This is a genomic window from Pseudopedobacter saltans DSM 12145, assembly GCF_000190735.1.
GTDB classification, from domain to species: domain Bacteria; phylum Bacteroidota; class Bacteroidia; order Sphingobacteriales; family Sphingobacteriaceae; genus Pseudopedobacter; species Pseudopedobacter saltans.
In genome coordinates this window covers 1,062,806-1,077,547 of record NC_015177.1, presented here as the reverse complement: position 1 = coordinate 1,077,547, position 14,742 = coordinate 1,062,806, and the positions used below count along the sequence as shown (strand labels likewise).

Here is a 14,742-nt window from a genome sequence, read left to right as displayed (position 1 = left end):
ATGAAAACTTATACCAGGACACATAGTAACAAAAAAGCGTTAACAAACCACGTTGCAAAGATCCGTAAACGTGGCGGATCTGTTAAGAGTAAAATAATTGCAAAAGGTACTAAAATAGTGTATGCTTTTGGTAAGGTAAAAAGCTCGCAATTAGACCTGTTTTAACTCTCATTTTGTGACAAATGCCAATTTTGTGACGGGTTGTGACAGAAAAAACCACCTCTATTTTATTTAAACACGGTTTGTCACAAAAAAACGCTGTCACAAAATTTTTTGACAAAATTTATAAAACATAGGTTGGTGTTGTATTTCTTCTTAAAGGCTGTCCAAATTCATGATCAGTTTTTTCTTTCTGGCTTCGCTGATCTTGACATAAATCATAGTCGTTTTAATATCGCTATGTCCCAACAACTCTTTTAAAGTTTCTGCATTTCCTCCGGCATCTATAAAGTTGGTCGCCATAGTATCTCGGGAACTATGGAAAGTTAAATTTCTGTAGATCTCGGCCTTTGATGCAATGACCTTTAAGTTCCTATTTACAACTTGATCAGATATATTTCTAAATACCGGGCCTCTCCTCTTTTTAATATCTATTAAGGATATAGCATATTTAGTTAAAGGTACGGTAACAACTACACCAAAACTTTCTCCTTTTACTGTATTAATGGTTAAGACTTTGTTTTCGATATTTTCATAATCTAAGGCGTTGTTATCAGAAATTCTCAAACCAGTTTCACAACTAAATAGATATTTCCTTAATACCTCTTGCTGTATTTCCTCTAAATGTTGAGCTTTATATAAGTGTTTTAACCGCTTAAGCTCGTCTATTTCTAAAGGATCTCTTTTCCCTCTTTTATATGCCTTGATTTTAAATTTTTTGTATGGATTTTCTACATTGACCTTACATTCTACAGCTTCACGAATAAAGCCATTAATACTTACATGAATAGCCTGAATGGAATTATGTTTCAGTTTCTTCACCTTTCTTAAATGATTATCAAAGCCTGCAATTTTTTCCGGAGTTAGTTCGCTAAACAAAATATCCGTCCCGGCAAATTCCTCAAAATGTTTCAATCTGGATTTTTTGTGCTTATAGGTCTGTGTTTTAATTAAATCGCCCATTTTCAGCGATTCTAATTTTTGTTTTGACCATTCTACGAATTTATCCCGGGAAGCGTAATTCAGAAACTCCATTTTAAAGCTGTCATGAGTTACTTTCCTATCCGCTAGCCTATATCTTCTTAATAGTTCGTTTGCTCTCGCTTTGTACTTATTTAACAATAGGTTCAAGTCTGTAATTTCCTCATCATTTATGCCATCATAACGGAATTGCTCTTTAACCTTATCAAATAATTCCGGGTAAAATTCCTCTTCTAAAGGAATTCTTCTTGCTACTCTATCAATCACTAATTGCAGGTAAATACCGGCCTTTCCGCTTTTTTTCTTGTACTCGAAAAAACGGACACTATAAGAAATCTTTTGCATAGAAAACCTCCAACGATTTGAAAGCAAACCGTTCCATTTGAATGAATAAAAAGTGTTTTGAAAATATTTGAAAGCAAAAAACCGCCTTTACATTGCTGTAAAAGCGGTTTCTTTATAATTTTGTGCCCAGGAGCAGATTCGAACTGCCACGCCTATAAGGCGCCACCCCCTCAAGATGGTGCGTCTACCAATTTCGCCACCTGGGCTTATTTTACCGGCAAATATAGTTGATATCCGGAAAAATCAAATATTTATTTCCAATCCGTCATAAGCCAGCGAAATATTAGGTTGAAGTTCTTTACTCACATCTTCATACTTACCAAGTTTATGACTTATATGGGTAAAAAATGTGTGATCTGCTTTAACTCTATTAGCGAGGTCAATAGCTTCCTGAAACGTGAGATGAGATATATGGTTTTCTTTTTGAAGTGCATTTAAAACCAGAAATTTAGCTCCTTCTATTTTTCCAAACTCTTCATTAGAGATTGTTTTAGCGTCGGTCAGATAAACAAAATCATTAATCCTGAAACCCAATACTGGTAATTTATAGTGCATAACTTCTACTGGCATGAATTTAATATCGCCAATTTCAAAAGCCTCATCTTTATCAATAGTGTGTAGATTCAGTAAAGGTATGCCTGGATATTTAAATTCAGAAAAGACATAGTAAAATTCGCGTTTCAAAGATTGTTGTACATTATCGGTGGCATAAACCTCCATTGCAGATTGTTGCTTGTAATTAAATGCCCTTACATCATCTAATCCGGCGATATGATCTTTATGCTCATGGGTAAAAACTACGGCATCTAAACTCTGTACATTTTTACGTAGCATTTGATATCTGAAATCAGGACCTGTATCAATAACAACCGTAGTTGTCCCTGATTCTATCAGAATACTGCTTCTTAGCCGTTTATCCTTCTTATTCTTCGAAAGACAAACAGGACAACTACAAGCAATAACCGGAACGCCCTGCGAGGTCCCTGTACCTAAAAATGTAACTTTCAAAAGCGTAGTGTAGTTTGTTTCAGTGAATAATAAAACTGTTTAAATTTCTCACTCATCATGTTATCATCTTCAACATCGATATTCTTTGCCATTTCTGCTAAAGCAGCTATTTTACTTTCCAGATTAGAGAATTTATTGACCACAACCATTTTACTGGTCTCTATAACACAAGACCCGGTTCTGAAATTACCTTTTTCGTACCTCACCTTGTAGCCCAATTCTTTTAACAAATTTTCTAATTTTTCCAGAGTATGATTAGTTACAGACAACGACATATTTTAAGTCAAAAGTTAAGAGTTAAAAGTCAAAAAATCAAAAGTATGAGACAGAAAACAAATAAATTAAAAATTGCCAATAAACTCTTAACGTAAATCGACAACTTCTACTCCCGGATATTTTTTCTGATCAAAGGCAAAGGTAGAAGCTGAAACGTTAACATTTGGTATAAACGTTTTTATCAAATAGCTGTAGATATTGCCATTCTTATCATAAACGGCAAAAGAACTAATAGTTTTTGAAGCTTTATCTATTAACAACTTAATTTTTGAAAATGATCTACTAGCTAAAGGAGCCAATTCTATTTGATGAACAACTTTACCATTTAGTTTAGAATCCCCGATATAAACATATTTAAATCCCTTTTCATAAATCGTAAATATTTGCGCGGGATTTAAAGCATCAGGACTGTTATCTATTTCTGCAATCTGCACTTCGTTATCTTCTTTCAGATAAGTCCATTGATTTTTACCATCCGATACAATTTCCTGCCCTGGAAGATTGACTTTATATTTATTAAACTTAGATTGTACCCACAAAGTACCAGATTGACTTTGTGTCTCATTTGCCTGTCTATTTGTAAATGTATAAGTGAAATCGGCTTTTACAACATTATAGCTTCTAAACTTCTTGCTTACATCTGCCAAAATAGATTTTGCTTTTGGATCATTTTGGGCCAAAACATTTCCCGCAAACAATATTAAAACTATAGTCAAAAAATAATTCAATCTTTTCATCTCTAATTTTCTCCTATTTTCCATTTAAGGTATCCAAGAATTGTTCCAACGCGTAATCATCTGGAATGAGTACTTCTCTGGCTTTACTTCCTTCAAATGGGCCAACCACTCCTGCCGCCTCTAACTGATCTATTATTCTACCTGCTCTGTTATATCCCAACTTTAGTTTTCTTTGAATTAATGATGTAGATCCCTGTTGATGCATCACAATTAAGCGGGCCGCGTCTTCAAATAATGGATCTCTGTCATCCGGATCAAAGTCTTTCGCTCCTCCTCCTTCCCCCTCGTCGCCAACGTATTCTGGCAACATGAAAGCAGACGGATACCCCCTTTGTTCACCTATATATTCACAAACATTGTCTACCTCCGGAGTATCGACAAAAGCACATTGCAACCTGATTAAATCGCTACCTGTTGAAAGTAACATATCCCCTTTTCCTATCAATTGATCGGCTCCTCCGGTGTCTAAAATAGTTCGCGAATCAATTTTTGAAGTCACTCTAAACGCCAAACGGGCAGGGAAGTTCGCCTTAATAGTACCTGTAATGATATTTACAGACGGACGCTGCGTAGCAATAATTAAGTGTATCCCAATAGCTCTCGCCAATTGCGCTAGTCTGGCAATCGGCGTTTCTACCTCTTTACCTGCCGTCATCATCAAATCCGCAAACTCATCGACTACCAATACTATAAACGGTAAAAAGCGGTGTCCATTGTTTGGATTCAGTTTTCTATTGATAAATTTGGTGTTATATTCTTTCAAGTTTCTAACTCCCGCATCCTTCAGCAAATCGTAACGTTGATCCATCTCGATACAAAGAGAGTTTAATGTATTGATAACCTTTTTCGTATCGGTGATAATAGCATCCTCCTCGCCGGGAAGTTTTGCCAGAAAATGTCTTTCGATTTTTTTGAACAGAGTTAACTCTACCTTTTTCGGGTCGACCAATACAAACTTAAGCTGAGACGGATGCTTTTTATAAAGTAAAGAAACCAGAATAGTGTTAATACCAACCGATTTACCCTGACCAGTTGCACCAGCCACCAACATATGTGGCATTTTTGCCAAATCAGCAATAAATACTTCATTAGAAATAGTTTTTCCTAAAGCAATAGGTAAATCCATTTCTGTTTTCTGGAATTTCTCTGTTGTAATTATAGAACGCATCGGTACCATCTCTGGATGCCTGTTTGGAACTTCTATACCAATAGTACCTTTACCGGGCATTGGCGCAATGATACGGATTCCCAGCGCGGCCAAACTCAATGCTATATCATCTTCCAGATTTTTTATTTTCGAAATACGTACTCCCGGTGCCGGAATAATTTCGTAAAGCGTCACTGTAGGACCTATTGTAGCCTTAATTTTGTCGATCTCAATATTGTAATTATTAAGGGTTTCAACGATCTTGTTTTTATTGGCTTCCAGTTCCTCCGCGTCTACCGCTATCTTATTTACTCCGTAGTTTTCCAACAGATCTACCGTTGGATGCTTATAAGATGATAAATCTAATGTGGGATCATAAGTACCAAATTGCTCTACAAGATCTTTAGCTTTTGCTTCTTCCTCTGATAATTGTACTGTAAATTCCGGTTCCTGATCTTCTATTGTTGGCTCCTGATCCGGGATAACTGTTTCCAGAGCCAAACTCTCCCTTACCCTATTCTCCCCCGGCTTTCTGTTTACCGGAATCTCAAACTCTGTTTTAACAGCGGCCTCCTCAATAGATTCATCATCCAAATTGTCCAGATTATTAGCTATGGGAGGAATAAGCTGAGAAACAGATGATTTTCTATCAATATCCGCCACGCCAACAGGAGGCGTAACGACGTTCTCTAAAGATTTATTAAAAACAGGAGCTATTTGTACTTCTGCTTCATCATCATCCGAAATAACAGATTCTGTCCTTCTTATTGGATTTCTTTGATAAACAGGTTCTTCAATATTTATTTCCTCATCAATCTCATTCTCTTCCGCTGGTCTGTTTTTCCTTTCCGGCAGTTTAAAATCAATATTATACGCTATAACCAAAGTTGTTAAGGCGGAGAAAGCCAGTATTCCCGCAACACCAGCCGAGCCAATCTGAGCTTTTAATAGCTGATTGAGATAGAAACCAAACTCCCCTTCCAGAAAATGCGGATAATCGCTGATATAAGCATGAAAATAGGCTATAAAAAGGGAAGAAAAAATCAAAAGAAAGAAACTGTAGCCTAACGTTTTAACAATTGGAAAAAGGGTTACTTTAAATAATAGTCGATATCCTAATACTGTAAATATGAAAACAAATATGAATGACGATATTCCAAACCATTGGTAAATAAATTGATGTGAAAGTAAAGCACCAAGTTTACCTGCCCAGTTCTGGATATCCGGATTAAGGACTCCATTTGATTTTAATTCTTCTGACGTTTTAAACAGATTATTCCAGCCACCATTTGCATCCACAACATAACTCATATCCTCTTCCCAGGTAAAGAGATAAGAACAAAAAGCTACAAAAAAGTAGATAGCCAGCAAAAGCAAAAACAATCCTGTAATCTTTACCGCCTTATCATTGTTAAAACTAAGTTTAGGAAACAACTCTCTTTTCTGTTTCTTTACTTCCTGTTTGCTATGGTCAGACTTAGATGTTTTTGAATCTCTAAATGAATTTGTCTTGATCTGGTTTCCCCTTATAAGCATATATCGATTTTTTCCCTCTGCAAATTTATCATATTTGGCAATTACTCCAGCAGTAAATGCATTTTATAGTTGAATTGAAAATAAGCTTTTTAGCTTCTAAAGTCTCTTTTGTTAAAAACTATCCTTTTAAAAATTCACTTATTTGTTGGAAGTTAAGAATTAATGCTTTAATATTATTATTTAAATCGTAAAAATGCCGTATAACCAATTAGAACAATTAATAGCCGAAGCTGATGTGGATTCTATAAAAGCCTTTATCGCTTCGCACCCAGAGGCTTTGAAAGTTAATACTAGTTTCAATGTGTCTCCGTTGATATTAAGTTGCTATTATGGTAAGCACAAAATTACCGAATTACTTACGCAAGCTAAGACAGAAGTAGATTTTTTTGAAGCTTGTTCTGCAAATAAGTTTGAAGAAGTAGCGCACTATATCTATAATAATCCAGAGATTGTGAATCAATATTATGACAATGGTTATACTGGTCTAGGTCTTGCCAGTCATTTCGGTAATGAAGAAATTTCACGATATCTTGTTTTAAAAGGTGCGGATGTAAACCTTCCGTCTGATAACGAATTTCGGGTTTTTCCTTTACACTCCGCCATTGCTGGAAATTTCAATAACATTTCTAAAATGCTTATTGAAAATGGTGCTCGAGTTAATATTTCTCAAAAAGCGGGCATTACACCTTTGCATAGCGCTGCAAAAAACGGAAATATCGAATTGATTATTCTTTTGCTCGAAAAAGGTGCTTCCGTAGATGCTAAAAATGAAGATGGAAAAAAGCCCGCAGATTTAGCCAGAGAAAACGGATTTCTGGAGATAGCGGAGATACTTTCATAATTAAGTAGAAATTTAAAAGTGTAGAGTTGAAAATAATTTGAATAGCTAGTGTGATAAAAATGAAAAAGCATCTTTTAGTTTTTGGGATATTTACATCCTTTGGAGCTTTTGCTAACGCTCAGGAATTTGATCCGCAAAAATATATTATTGAAAACGAAAAGAACATAGGCAAAGAGCAACCTGGTCCGCATAAAGGAGGTGGCGAATCAATCGGTTATAGTTTTTTTTCAGATGTAAAAGATTATAAAACTGCATTTAGAAAACGTGTTTTAAAACCCGGAGCTGCTATTGGTTACCATCAGCAAAAAGAAGACGAAGTCTATTATGTATTAAGCGGAAACGGAGAAATGAAGCTTAATGATAAGATATACAATGTAAAAGATGGTGACGCTATTTTAACCAGAACCGGTAGCTGGCATGGAATTACCAATAAAACTAAGCAGGATTTGGTTTTAATTATTGTTTATGACAAACATTAAACTGAAAGAGATCCATCATGGGCATCGGGATTAGTATCATTCCACTTGCCCTGTATTTTCATTACCTTTTCAATGATATCTCTGGCGACTCCTTCTCCTCCATTTTTTGGGGAAATATAATGGGAGATTTCCTTTATTTCGTCAACCGCATCTTTAGGGCAAACCGCCAGACCAGCTAAACGCATTACCTGCAAGTCAGGAATATCGTCTCCAACATACACCATTTGCGAAGTATCTAATTGATGCTCCTGCTGATAATTATTAAATACATTGATTTTATCTGAAACGCCTAAATAGATATCGGATATTCCTAAGCCCAATAAACGCTTTTGGACTCCCTGCGATTTTGCACCAGAAATAACTACTATTTTATAGCCTTTTTTGATAGCCAGTTGTAGTGCATAGCCATCTTTTATATTGAACTGTCTTAGCTGTTCTCCGTTCTCGGTAACTAAGACAGTTCCGTTGGTCAATACTCCATCCACATCAAATATAAACGTACGAATATGCTTGAGTTTTTGAAGCATGTTTACTTTGTGTTTAATTATTATTGATTATCTCTCCATTCGTAAACCCAGGATGATTGGATTTGCTCTAAATGGCCTTCGTTACATTCTTCTTTTGTTCCGGCAAAATTAGGGAGTTCTAAAACCCAACCCATTAAATCTGTAAATCTTATACGATATATTTTTGATTCGTTAAAATCATCTCCAAACTTCTCGTATAAACCCATAGCAATGTCTTCATAGTCATTCCAATGAATTGGCAATGCAAACTTGTCGTTGTTCATCTAAATAAATTTATTAATGTCCCAAAAACTGAGATTGATCTGGAATAGTTATTTCGATATTACCGTCAATCATTACACATTGACAGCCTAATCTTGAATTAATTCTCGGATTTACGGCTCTATCTATAAAATCTTCTTCTTTATCTGATATTTCCTGTACGTTATCTTCTCCCGAATTAACATATATATGGCAAGTACTGCAGCCACAAACTCCACCGCAATTATGCTGAAGTTCGATACCATTTTCTAAGCATACATCCAATACTGATTCTCCTTCTGCGATATCTAGTTCTTTCGGCTCCAGTCCTTTTTCTTCGAAATTTATTTTTACTTTATAAACATTCATGTTGACACAAAAATAAGAATTTATTTAAGCTAAGCTTGATTGTCGTGATACATTTTAACAATGCGCTGACTGATTGTTCTATATAATTCCTGTTTGTCAGTATCATTAGAAAGCATGGCTAAATGCTTATCCATAGTAATCTGATCATTCCTTCTCGCAGGACCAGTTTGAACATCTGCGGGATCGGCATTCATCACCTTATTTGCTGTCTCTAATATCAATGGTTTAAGATATTCAAAGTTTAACTGATGCTCCCTTAACAAATCTGCTGCGATAGAATATAAATGATTGGTAAAGTTACAAGCAAAAACCGCTGATATATGGAGATTCATTCTTTGCGCAGAATTTGCAAACTCTACTTTAGAAGTGATGCATTTAAAAATTTCAACGAGTTTATTCGTTATTTCCATATTGGATCCCTCAATAAAAACCGGTATTTTGGAAAAATCTACCGGAACCTCTTTTGAAAATGTTTGTAATGGATATATAACGCCACAATTTGAAGCATAAGGTCTAAGCACTTCTATAGAAGTAGAACCTGATGTATGTACAACAATCTGATGTGGTTTGGGATTTAACGATGAAGCTACTTTTTCTATAGCTTCATCGTTTACAGTTATAACTATTAAATCTATTTCTTCTTTTAGGTTAGCTAAATCAGCTATCGAATTGCCCCCTATTTCGAATGAAAGATCGGCTGCCTTCTCTACTGTTCTATTCCAAATCTGCCTAACGGGATGTCCAGCCATAATAAAAGCTTTGGACAAATGCCAGGCTACATTCCCTGCACCTAAAATGGCTACGTTCATAAATAATTCTTATTTCAACTCTTTAGATCTTCTAAAGATAGAAATAATGAATCCAATAACCATAATTATTGTACCACCCCAAAAAAGATTGATGTAAGGGAACATTACTGCTTTCATTACAATCCAATCTTTCTTGTCTTCTTTTGGTTTTTGATAAATTGTTAATTCCAGTTTATCTTTTTGTGGCAAAATATTAGTGAATCTTAATTTAAGTCCAGCTTCATCTACTTTTTTACCAAAATCTAATTTTGTATTTCCCTTAATTAAGAAAATAGGTTCAGCGTAGTAAGATGCATGATCTGTAATAACTTCAAGTTTCATTCCTATAGCCACATCCTCTTTACTTAAAGGAATATTTTGGATAGTTGCGTTTCTATTGATATCTTTTACAACAACTTTAGACTCCCGCAATCTAATAGTATCTCCAACAGAAACTTCGTGAGGGACCGGTTCTTCATAATGATCATCCTCTGAATGGTCGCTATGTTCATCATGTGTATGTTCTTCTTCTTTCAGAGGAACACTGCTCACATGCGTATAAATATCATGCAATAAGTAATGTTTGGTGTCTGGCGAAGCAACAATCTGTCTCATTTTGGCGTTTTGTTGCGCATGTGGATACAGATTAAAGTTTTCTTTAATATTTCCTTTTTCATCCAAAACCTTATAATTCACCCTATAATAGGTATTCACTCCAGAGGTTGAATCTCCCAGATAAGTAACTGTATACTTATCCATTTTAATAGGATCATTTTTATAAAGGATGATATTCTCTCGTGGATTATTGTTTTTAGCAAATTCGTCGCCATAGCCTATACCCGTATTATTTACGGAAACTACACTGCTTGTAGCTGCCGCAACCAATGCTCCAATAAGCAACATTCCAAATCCAATATGTGCTATTGATGAACCGGCTAATTTCCATTTACCTTTAACCGCCTCTCCAAGAATTTTACCATTACAAATTATAGAAAATACCGCTGCCCAAACCAACAATATATAACCTAAATTATGGTAAACATCTGTTATATAAACGAAAACTCCAGTTAATAATACAGATACAAATGCCGAAACTGAAATACTGATATAGAACCTTTTAACTTCTGTTCTTTTGTATTTAAGGAACTGTGAAAATGCAGAAACTACAGCTACAACTACAAAAAATGCCAATTGCCACTTGTTATAATGTTGAATTACATCTGTTGGCGGGGCAATATCTGTCCCAAATATTTTATTAAAAACAGGTATAGATGTGGTTGCAATAATCTGAATACAAGAAACAGACAATGTTATTGCTCCTATAAATAACCAAAACTCTCTGGAATAAGTTTCCTCGTCTTTTTTAGTAATTGGAAAGTTTTTCCAGTTTTTAATAATCAGATAAAGTGGAATAATTGTAAATACTCCCATAAAAATCAATAACTGATTATCCATTCCCATAGAAGTAAAGGCATGTACAGACGTTTCACCTAAAATACCACTTCTCGTTAGGAAAGACGCATAAAGTACAAGAACAAAGCTGATTATTATTAAGAACAAAGCTGTAAAATAGCTATGTCCTGTGTTTTTGTAAGCAATTAATACGTGAACTGCTGCAATTAAAGTTAACCAAGGAATAACAGAGGCATTTTCCACCGGATCCCATGCCCAGAAGCCACCAAAGTTAAGTGCTTCATAAGCCCAAAAAGACCCCATGATTATACCTGTACCTAATACTACCACCGCAAACAGAGACCATGGCAACGCATAACTTACTAATTCTTTATATCGTTTTGTCCAAAGCCCTGCAATAGCATAAGCAAAAGGAACAATCATTGCTGCAAAACCTAGAAATAGCGTTGGTGGATGAATAACCATCCAGTAATTTTGCAATAATGGATTTAGCCCATTTCCGTCGGCAATTAATGACAAGTAATCCGCTCTGGCAAAGATTGGGGCTTCCATAGCATTTCTTAATAAAATGAAAGGGGAAGAACCTATTTTTACGCCAAATATCTCAACACCAATAAGCATAGAACAAAGGAATGCCTGAGAAAGAGCAATAATAGTCATTACAGAATTTTCCCAGGATTTTGCTTTGAAAATTAATACAAAGCCTAAAACGACCTGCCAAAAAGCCCAAAGCCAGAAACTTCCCTCTTGTCCTTCCCAGAAACTGGAAATAATGTAATAAACAGGCAAGGTTGTGGATGAATGTGCCCAGGCGTAATGATATTCGAAATAGTGATTATAAATAATATAGAAGAGACAGGCTCCAATACCAACAATAGCAACTCCGTTTATTAAGAAACTGATACGGCCGATTTTACCCCAGGAGGCATCATTTTTTGTAGTGGCAAAAAAGTAGCTAATTAATGATAATAGCGACGTCCCGAAAGAAAGTATAATAAAGAACTGACCCAGTTTACCTGGTAATAGGTGTTCACCTACAAATTGTGTATCCATTTAAAATTTAGCTAGCGGCTTTAACTTCCCTGATTTCTACCTTGTCTTCTGTGTATTTAGATGGACATTTCATTAGTATTTTGTTAGCTTGAAAACTCTCGCCAACCATCTGTCCTGTTAAAACGATTTGTTCTGAACGTTCAAAATCCTGTGGTTTGCTTCCTGAGAACACCACTTTACACTCTTTTCCTTTATTATCAACCATATAGAAAGAGAAGTAATTGGCGTCTACCTGTGGGTTATAGACCATTTCTTTGTTCAATTGCAGTTTACCAACAACATGTAACTCCTTTTGAGTTTCTTGTGCGTCGGAAAAAGTTCCATAAGTACTACTGTCTGCATAAGTACTCATTATTACACCTATAGCTATTGCTATAATAACTATCCCGATAATCGAACTCCTTTTCATAAAATATCGAAGTATTTAAATTTAATCAATTACAAAAATACGAAACGATAAGTCTAGACGGGCAATATATCAATAATGTTATCTTAATTAGAATTATTCTAAACTAATTAAGATGTTCAAGAATTTTAGAGTAAAGTGTCTCTTCTTTAAATGGCTTAACCAAACAACCGTCGATACCTGCCTTTTTGAAAATAAAAACGTTGTCTTCCATGGAATTAGCTGTTATCGCTACTATAGGCATCTTTGCTTTCTCTTTTTCCGGATAACTTCTGATTTCTTTGGCCAGTTCGACCCCGTCTAGATTAGGCATTTGTATATCTGTTAATAGGATATCGTATTCTCTGACCTTGAAAAGTTCCAGTGCCTCTAAACCATCTCTCGCTTCATCAAAAGTAACCCCCCATTTTTTAAAAATAGCTTTTAACAACATTATATTCATTAGATTGTCATCAGCTACCAATATTCTTTTGTCCAGAAGTTGATTATTCTCCATAGGATTTATGATTTTCGTTATTTTAGATTCCGTTTCTTTTGTTTGCACAACTTCTTTACAATTGCTATAAGGGATCTCAAAAAAGAACTTAGATCCTTTTCCGATTTCACTTTCTACCTCTATAAAACCGCGTTGAGATTGTATAATTTTCTTACAAATCGCTAAGCCTAACCCGGTTCCATTGTGTCTGTTATTATCGCTTTTATTAAGGATTTGAGTAAACTCATCAAAAACCATTTTCAGATTTTCTTTATCTATACCAATTCCCGTATCTACAACTTCTATCCGCATAACACAATGCTCATTAATTGCGGCATTGATCGTTACCGAACCACTCTTGGTAAATTTAATGGCATTGGTTACCAAATTGATAACAACCTGTTTTAGTCTGTATTCATCTCCGTTTAATTGAATATGCTGATCGAAATGATAATTTACCAAAAGATCTAGATGCTTTTTGTCCGCATGGATTTTTAACGTAGAAACAATGTCTTCTATCGTTTTTCGGGGAAAAAACGGAAAGCTTTGGATATTTAATTTACCTGTCTCTAACTTGGATAAATCCAAAATATCATTAACTATCGACAGTAAGATTTGCGACGCGCTTTGCACAGATACCAATTGCTTCCTTTGCTCGCCCGACAAATCACTTTTTTCCAACTGTTCAGAAAAACCAAGTATAGAATTCAATGGCGTCCTGATTTCATGACTCATATGTGCAAGAAAATCAGTTTTTATCTTCGTTTGCCTTATTGCAACTTCTTTTGCTTTTTTTAGTTTCTTCTCATTCTTATACAAAGACCATATATTCAATAGAATGATGAGTACTAAAATAACACTGATTAACAGGACATTCTCGTAAAATTTATCGATAATATCTAGACTCTTTTTGGTTTCGTTCTTTAATTTTTCGGTATTATATCGCTCTGTATCTAAGCTTTTTAAAGTCTTAACTGTTTCTTTTAGCTTAGATAATAACTGATTGTTGTTAATAAACAGGTCGATTTGTTGTGCCTGTAGCTTTTTGTGGTTGTCTACCAATCTATCTAACACGCTATTTAATACTAGATTATATTTCTTGATGTTTTCGGCTTGTTTTGCTCTATTTGCCCAAGCCTCATCCGAATCTATATTTGCCTTTATATCACTATTTTTAAGTGTATCAAAGTCCAATTCTCTATTATAAATTGCGTCCTTAATCCTCCCAAGCAGCTTTTTGTTTGTCTTTACTGGAATAATATTAGTAGTCGAGGTTACATAAACCGATTCTAGCTGCTTTATTTCCGCCGGAGACAACTTAGGTCTTACCTCATATACATTTACTGCCTCCTGAAGTTTATCAGCGTAATTGATTAAAGAATCATTTAAAGTCTTTAGTGAAATAAAGACTCTCATTCTATTAATTTTTTGCCTCATTAAACTATCTAATCCATTATTAATCTGATTTTGGTCATTCAGATAATTATCCAGACTATCTATCCAGATATTCATTTTATCCAGTGATCTTAGGTAGTGACCATAATAATCCTCTCTTTTTGTAATGGCAAAAAGCTGAAGATTATTTTCAATCTTTAATAACTGATAAAAACTACTATCAATAAGTGAAGCGTACTTATCATTTCTTTTAAATTCAACAAAATTCTGCTCGAACCTGGTGGTAGCCATTTTTCTCTTGGCCAAACTGATAAGCAGAAAGAAAAGAATAAACGATAATACAAGCAGTAACAGCCAAAGATATATCGATGTAATTTTTTTCATACAATTATTTCCTTTTCAATAACGTTTCTATTGCATTCATCAAACTGCGAATAATTTTCCCCCTTTCACCACAGAATTGCCACTACATTCTTCCCATTCTGATATACTTGTGTTTATAGAAACCTTATTTTAATATTCAGGACTTATATTTTTAACTAGCGTACCTGATATCCATTTTATTAA

Annotated in this window: 15 protein-coding genes and 1 tRNA gene; 3 read left to right on the top strand and 13 right to left on the bottom strand. The window is 34.8% G+C overall.

Annotation, left to right across the window (positions count from 1 at the left end):
• Positions 1-165 carry a hypothetical protein gene (locus tag PEDSA_RS20220; RefSeq protein WP_013631934.1) on the top strand — a complete coding sequence of 55 codons (165 nt, stop codon included), beginning with the start codon at positions 1-3 and terminating at the stop codon, positions 163-165.
• Positions 166-315: 150 nt separating this feature from the next.
• Here PEDSA_RS20220 and PEDSA_RS04335 read toward each other — a convergent pair whose 3' ends face one another.
• The 6 genes from PEDSA_RS04335 to PEDSA_RS04310 all read right to left on the bottom strand — a co-directional run bounded on the left by PEDSA_RS04335 (position 316) and on the right by PEDSA_RS04310 (position 6,189).
• Positions 316-1,485, bottom strand: a complete 1,170-nt coding sequence (locus tag PEDSA_RS04335) for a tyrosine-type recombinase/integrase (protein ID WP_013631933.1) — start codon at positions 1,483-1,485, stop codon at positions 316-318.
• Between the two features lie 123 nt (positions 1,486-1,608).
• Positions 1,609-1,691 (bottom strand) — tRNA-Leu (locus PEDSA_RS04330).
• Positions 1,692-1,728: 37 nt separating this feature from the next.
• Positions 1,729-2,493, bottom strand: coding sequence for an MBL fold metallo-hydrolase (locus tag PEDSA_RS04325; RefSeq protein WP_013631932.1), 765 nt, complete (start codon positions 2,491-2,493; stop codon positions 1,729-1,731).
• On the bottom strand, positions 2,490-2,768 hold the full coding sequence (locus PEDSA_RS04320; RefSeq protein WP_013631931.1) for a hypothetical protein: 279 nt from the start codon (positions 2,766-2,768) through the stop codon (positions 2,490-2,492). Before PEDSA_RS04320 ends, PEDSA_RS04325 begins: the two co-directional genes overlap by 4 nt.
• An 87-nt stretch (positions 2,769-2,855) precedes the next feature.
• The gene (locus PEDSA_RS04315; RefSeq protein ID WP_013631930.1) at positions 2,856-3,530 is read right to left on the bottom strand and encodes a LolA family protein; all 675 of its coding nucleotides are present in this window, start codon (positions 3,528-3,530) and stop codon (positions 2,856-2,858) included.
• Positions 3,520-6,189 (bottom strand): FtsK/SpoIIIE family DNA translocase, encoded by a 2,670-nt coding sequence (locus PEDSA_RS04310; protein ID WP_013631929.1) that lies wholly within the window; start codon positions 6,187-6,189, stop codon positions 3,520-3,522. The genes PEDSA_RS04315 and PEDSA_RS04310 overlap by 11 nt, the downstream gene beginning before the upstream one ends.
• A 193-nt stretch (positions 6,190-6,382) precedes the next feature.
• On the opposite strand from PEDSA_RS04310, the gene PEDSA_RS04305 reads away from it, so the two are divergent.
• Both PEDSA_RS04305 and PEDSA_RS04300 read left to right on the top strand, forming a co-directional pair.
• A complete protein-coding gene (locus PEDSA_RS04305; RefSeq protein WP_013631928.1) occupies positions 6,383-7,030 on the top strand; it encodes an ankyrin repeat domain-containing protein in 648 nt (215 codons plus the stop codon).
• A 59-nt stretch (positions 7,031-7,089) separates the two neighbouring features.
• Positions 7,090-7,509 (top strand): cupin domain-containing protein, encoded by a 420-nt coding sequence (locus PEDSA_RS04300; RefSeq protein WP_013631927.1) that lies wholly within the window; start codon positions 7,090-7,092, stop codon positions 7,507-7,509.
• On the opposite strand, the gene PEDSA_RS04295 is transcribed toward PEDSA_RS04300, so the two are convergent.
• The 7 genes from PEDSA_RS04295 to PEDSA_RS04265 all read right to left on the bottom strand — a co-directional run bounded on the left by PEDSA_RS04295 (position 7,506) and on the right by PEDSA_RS04265 (position 14,559).
• The gene (locus tag PEDSA_RS04295) at positions 7,506-8,036 is read right to left on the bottom strand and encodes a KdsC family phosphatase (RefSeq protein ID WP_013631926.1); all 531 of its coding nucleotides are present in this window, start codon (positions 8,034-8,036) and stop codon (positions 7,506-7,508) included. The genes PEDSA_RS04300 and PEDSA_RS04295 overlap by 4 nt on opposite strands.
• Positions 8,037-8,056: 20 nt before the next feature.
• Complete coding sequence (iscX, locus tag PEDSA_RS04290) at positions 8,057-8,299, bottom strand: Fe-S cluster assembly protein IscX (RefSeq protein ID WP_013631925.1); 243 nt, start codon at positions 8,297-8,299, stop codon at positions 8,057-8,059.
• 13 nt (positions 8,300-8,312) lie between these two features.
• Positions 8,313-8,645 carry a 2Fe-2S iron-sulfur cluster-binding protein gene (locus tag PEDSA_RS04285; RefSeq protein ID WP_013631924.1) on the bottom strand — a complete coding sequence of 111 codons (333 nt, stop codon included), beginning with the start codon at positions 8,643-8,645 and terminating at the stop codon, positions 8,313-8,315.
• A gap of 29 nt (positions 8,646-8,674) precedes the next feature.
• Positions 8,675-9,454, bottom strand: a complete 780-nt coding sequence (locus PEDSA_RS04280) for a Rossmann-like and DUF2520 domain-containing protein (RefSeq protein ID WP_013631923.1) — start codon at positions 9,452-9,454, stop codon at positions 8,675-8,677.
• 9 nt (positions 9,455-9,463) lie between these two features.
• Positions 9,464-11,899: a heme lyase CcmF/NrfE family subunit gene (locus PEDSA_RS04275; protein WP_013631922.1), complete on the bottom strand. Its 2,436-nt coding sequence runs from the start codon at positions 11,897-11,899 to the stop codon at positions 9,464-9,466.
• Between the two features lie 7 nt (positions 11,900-11,906).
• Positions 11,907-12,308, bottom strand: coding sequence for a cytochrome c maturation protein CcmE domain-containing protein (locus PEDSA_RS04270; protein WP_013631921.1), 402 nt, complete (start codon positions 12,306-12,308; stop codon positions 11,907-11,909).
• 103 nt (positions 12,309-12,411) lie between these two features.
• Positions 12,412-14,559 (bottom strand): ATP-binding protein, encoded by a 2,148-nt coding sequence (locus tag PEDSA_RS04265; RefSeq protein ID WP_013631920.1) that lies wholly within the window; start codon positions 14,557-14,559, stop codon positions 12,412-12,414.
• Positions 14,560-14,742: the final 183 nt, after the last annotated feature.

Bases quoted from the DNA above. Each gene is read 5' to 3' on its own strand.
- PEDSA_RS20220 (WP_013631934.1), top strand. From the start codon at position 1: ATGAAAACTTATACCAGGACACATAGTAACAAAAAAGCGTTAACAAAC.
- PEDSA_RS04335 (WP_013631933.1), bottom strand. From the start codon at position 1,485: ATGCAAAAGATTTCTTATAGTGTCCGTTTTTTCGAGTACAAGAAAAAA.
- PEDSA_RS04320 (WP_013631931.1), bottom strand. From the start codon at position 2,768: ATGTCGTTGTCTGTAACTAATCATACTCTGGAAAAATTAGAAAATTTG.
- PEDSA_RS04315 (WP_013631930.1), bottom strand. From the start codon at position 3,530: ATGGAAAATAGGAGAAAATTAGAGATGAAAAGATTGAATTATTTTTTG.
- PEDSA_RS04310 (WP_013631929.1), bottom strand. From the start codon at position 6,189: ATGCTTATAAGGGGAAACCAGATCAAGACAAATTCATTTAGAGATTCA.
- PEDSA_RS04305 (WP_013631928.1), top strand. From the start codon at position 6,383: ATGCCGTATAACCAATTAGAACAATTAATAGCCGAAGCTGATGTGGAT.
- PEDSA_RS04300 (WP_013631927.1), top strand. From the start codon at position 7,090: ATGAAAAAGCATCTTTTAGTTTTTGGGATATTTACATCCTTTGGAGCT.
- PEDSA_RS04295 (WP_013631926.1), bottom strand. From the start codon at position 8,036: ATGCTTCAAAAACTCAAGCATATTCGTACGTTTATATTTGATGTGGAT.
- iscX (WP_013631925.1), bottom strand. From the start codon at position 8,299: ATGAACAACGACAAGTTTGCATTGCCAATTCATTGGAATGACTATGAA.
- PEDSA_RS04285 (WP_013631924.1), bottom strand. From the start codon at position 8,645: ATGAATGTTTATAAAGTAAAAATAAATTTCGAAGAAAAAGGACTGGAG.
- PEDSA_RS04280 (WP_013631923.1), bottom strand. From the start codon at position 9,454: ATGAACGTAGCCATTTTAGGTGCAGGGAATGTAGCCTGGCATTTGTCC.
- PEDSA_RS04275 (WP_013631922.1), bottom strand. From the start codon at position 11,899: ATGGATACACAATTTGTAGGTGAACACCTATTACCAGGTAAACTGGGT.
- PEDSA_RS04270 (WP_013631921.1), bottom strand. From the start codon at position 12,308: ATGAAAAGGAGTTCGATTATCGGGATAGTTATTATAGCAATAGCTATA.
- PEDSA_RS04265 (WP_013631920.1), bottom strand. From the start codon at position 14,559: ATGAAAAAAATTACATCGATATATCTTTGGCTGTTACTGCTTGTATTA.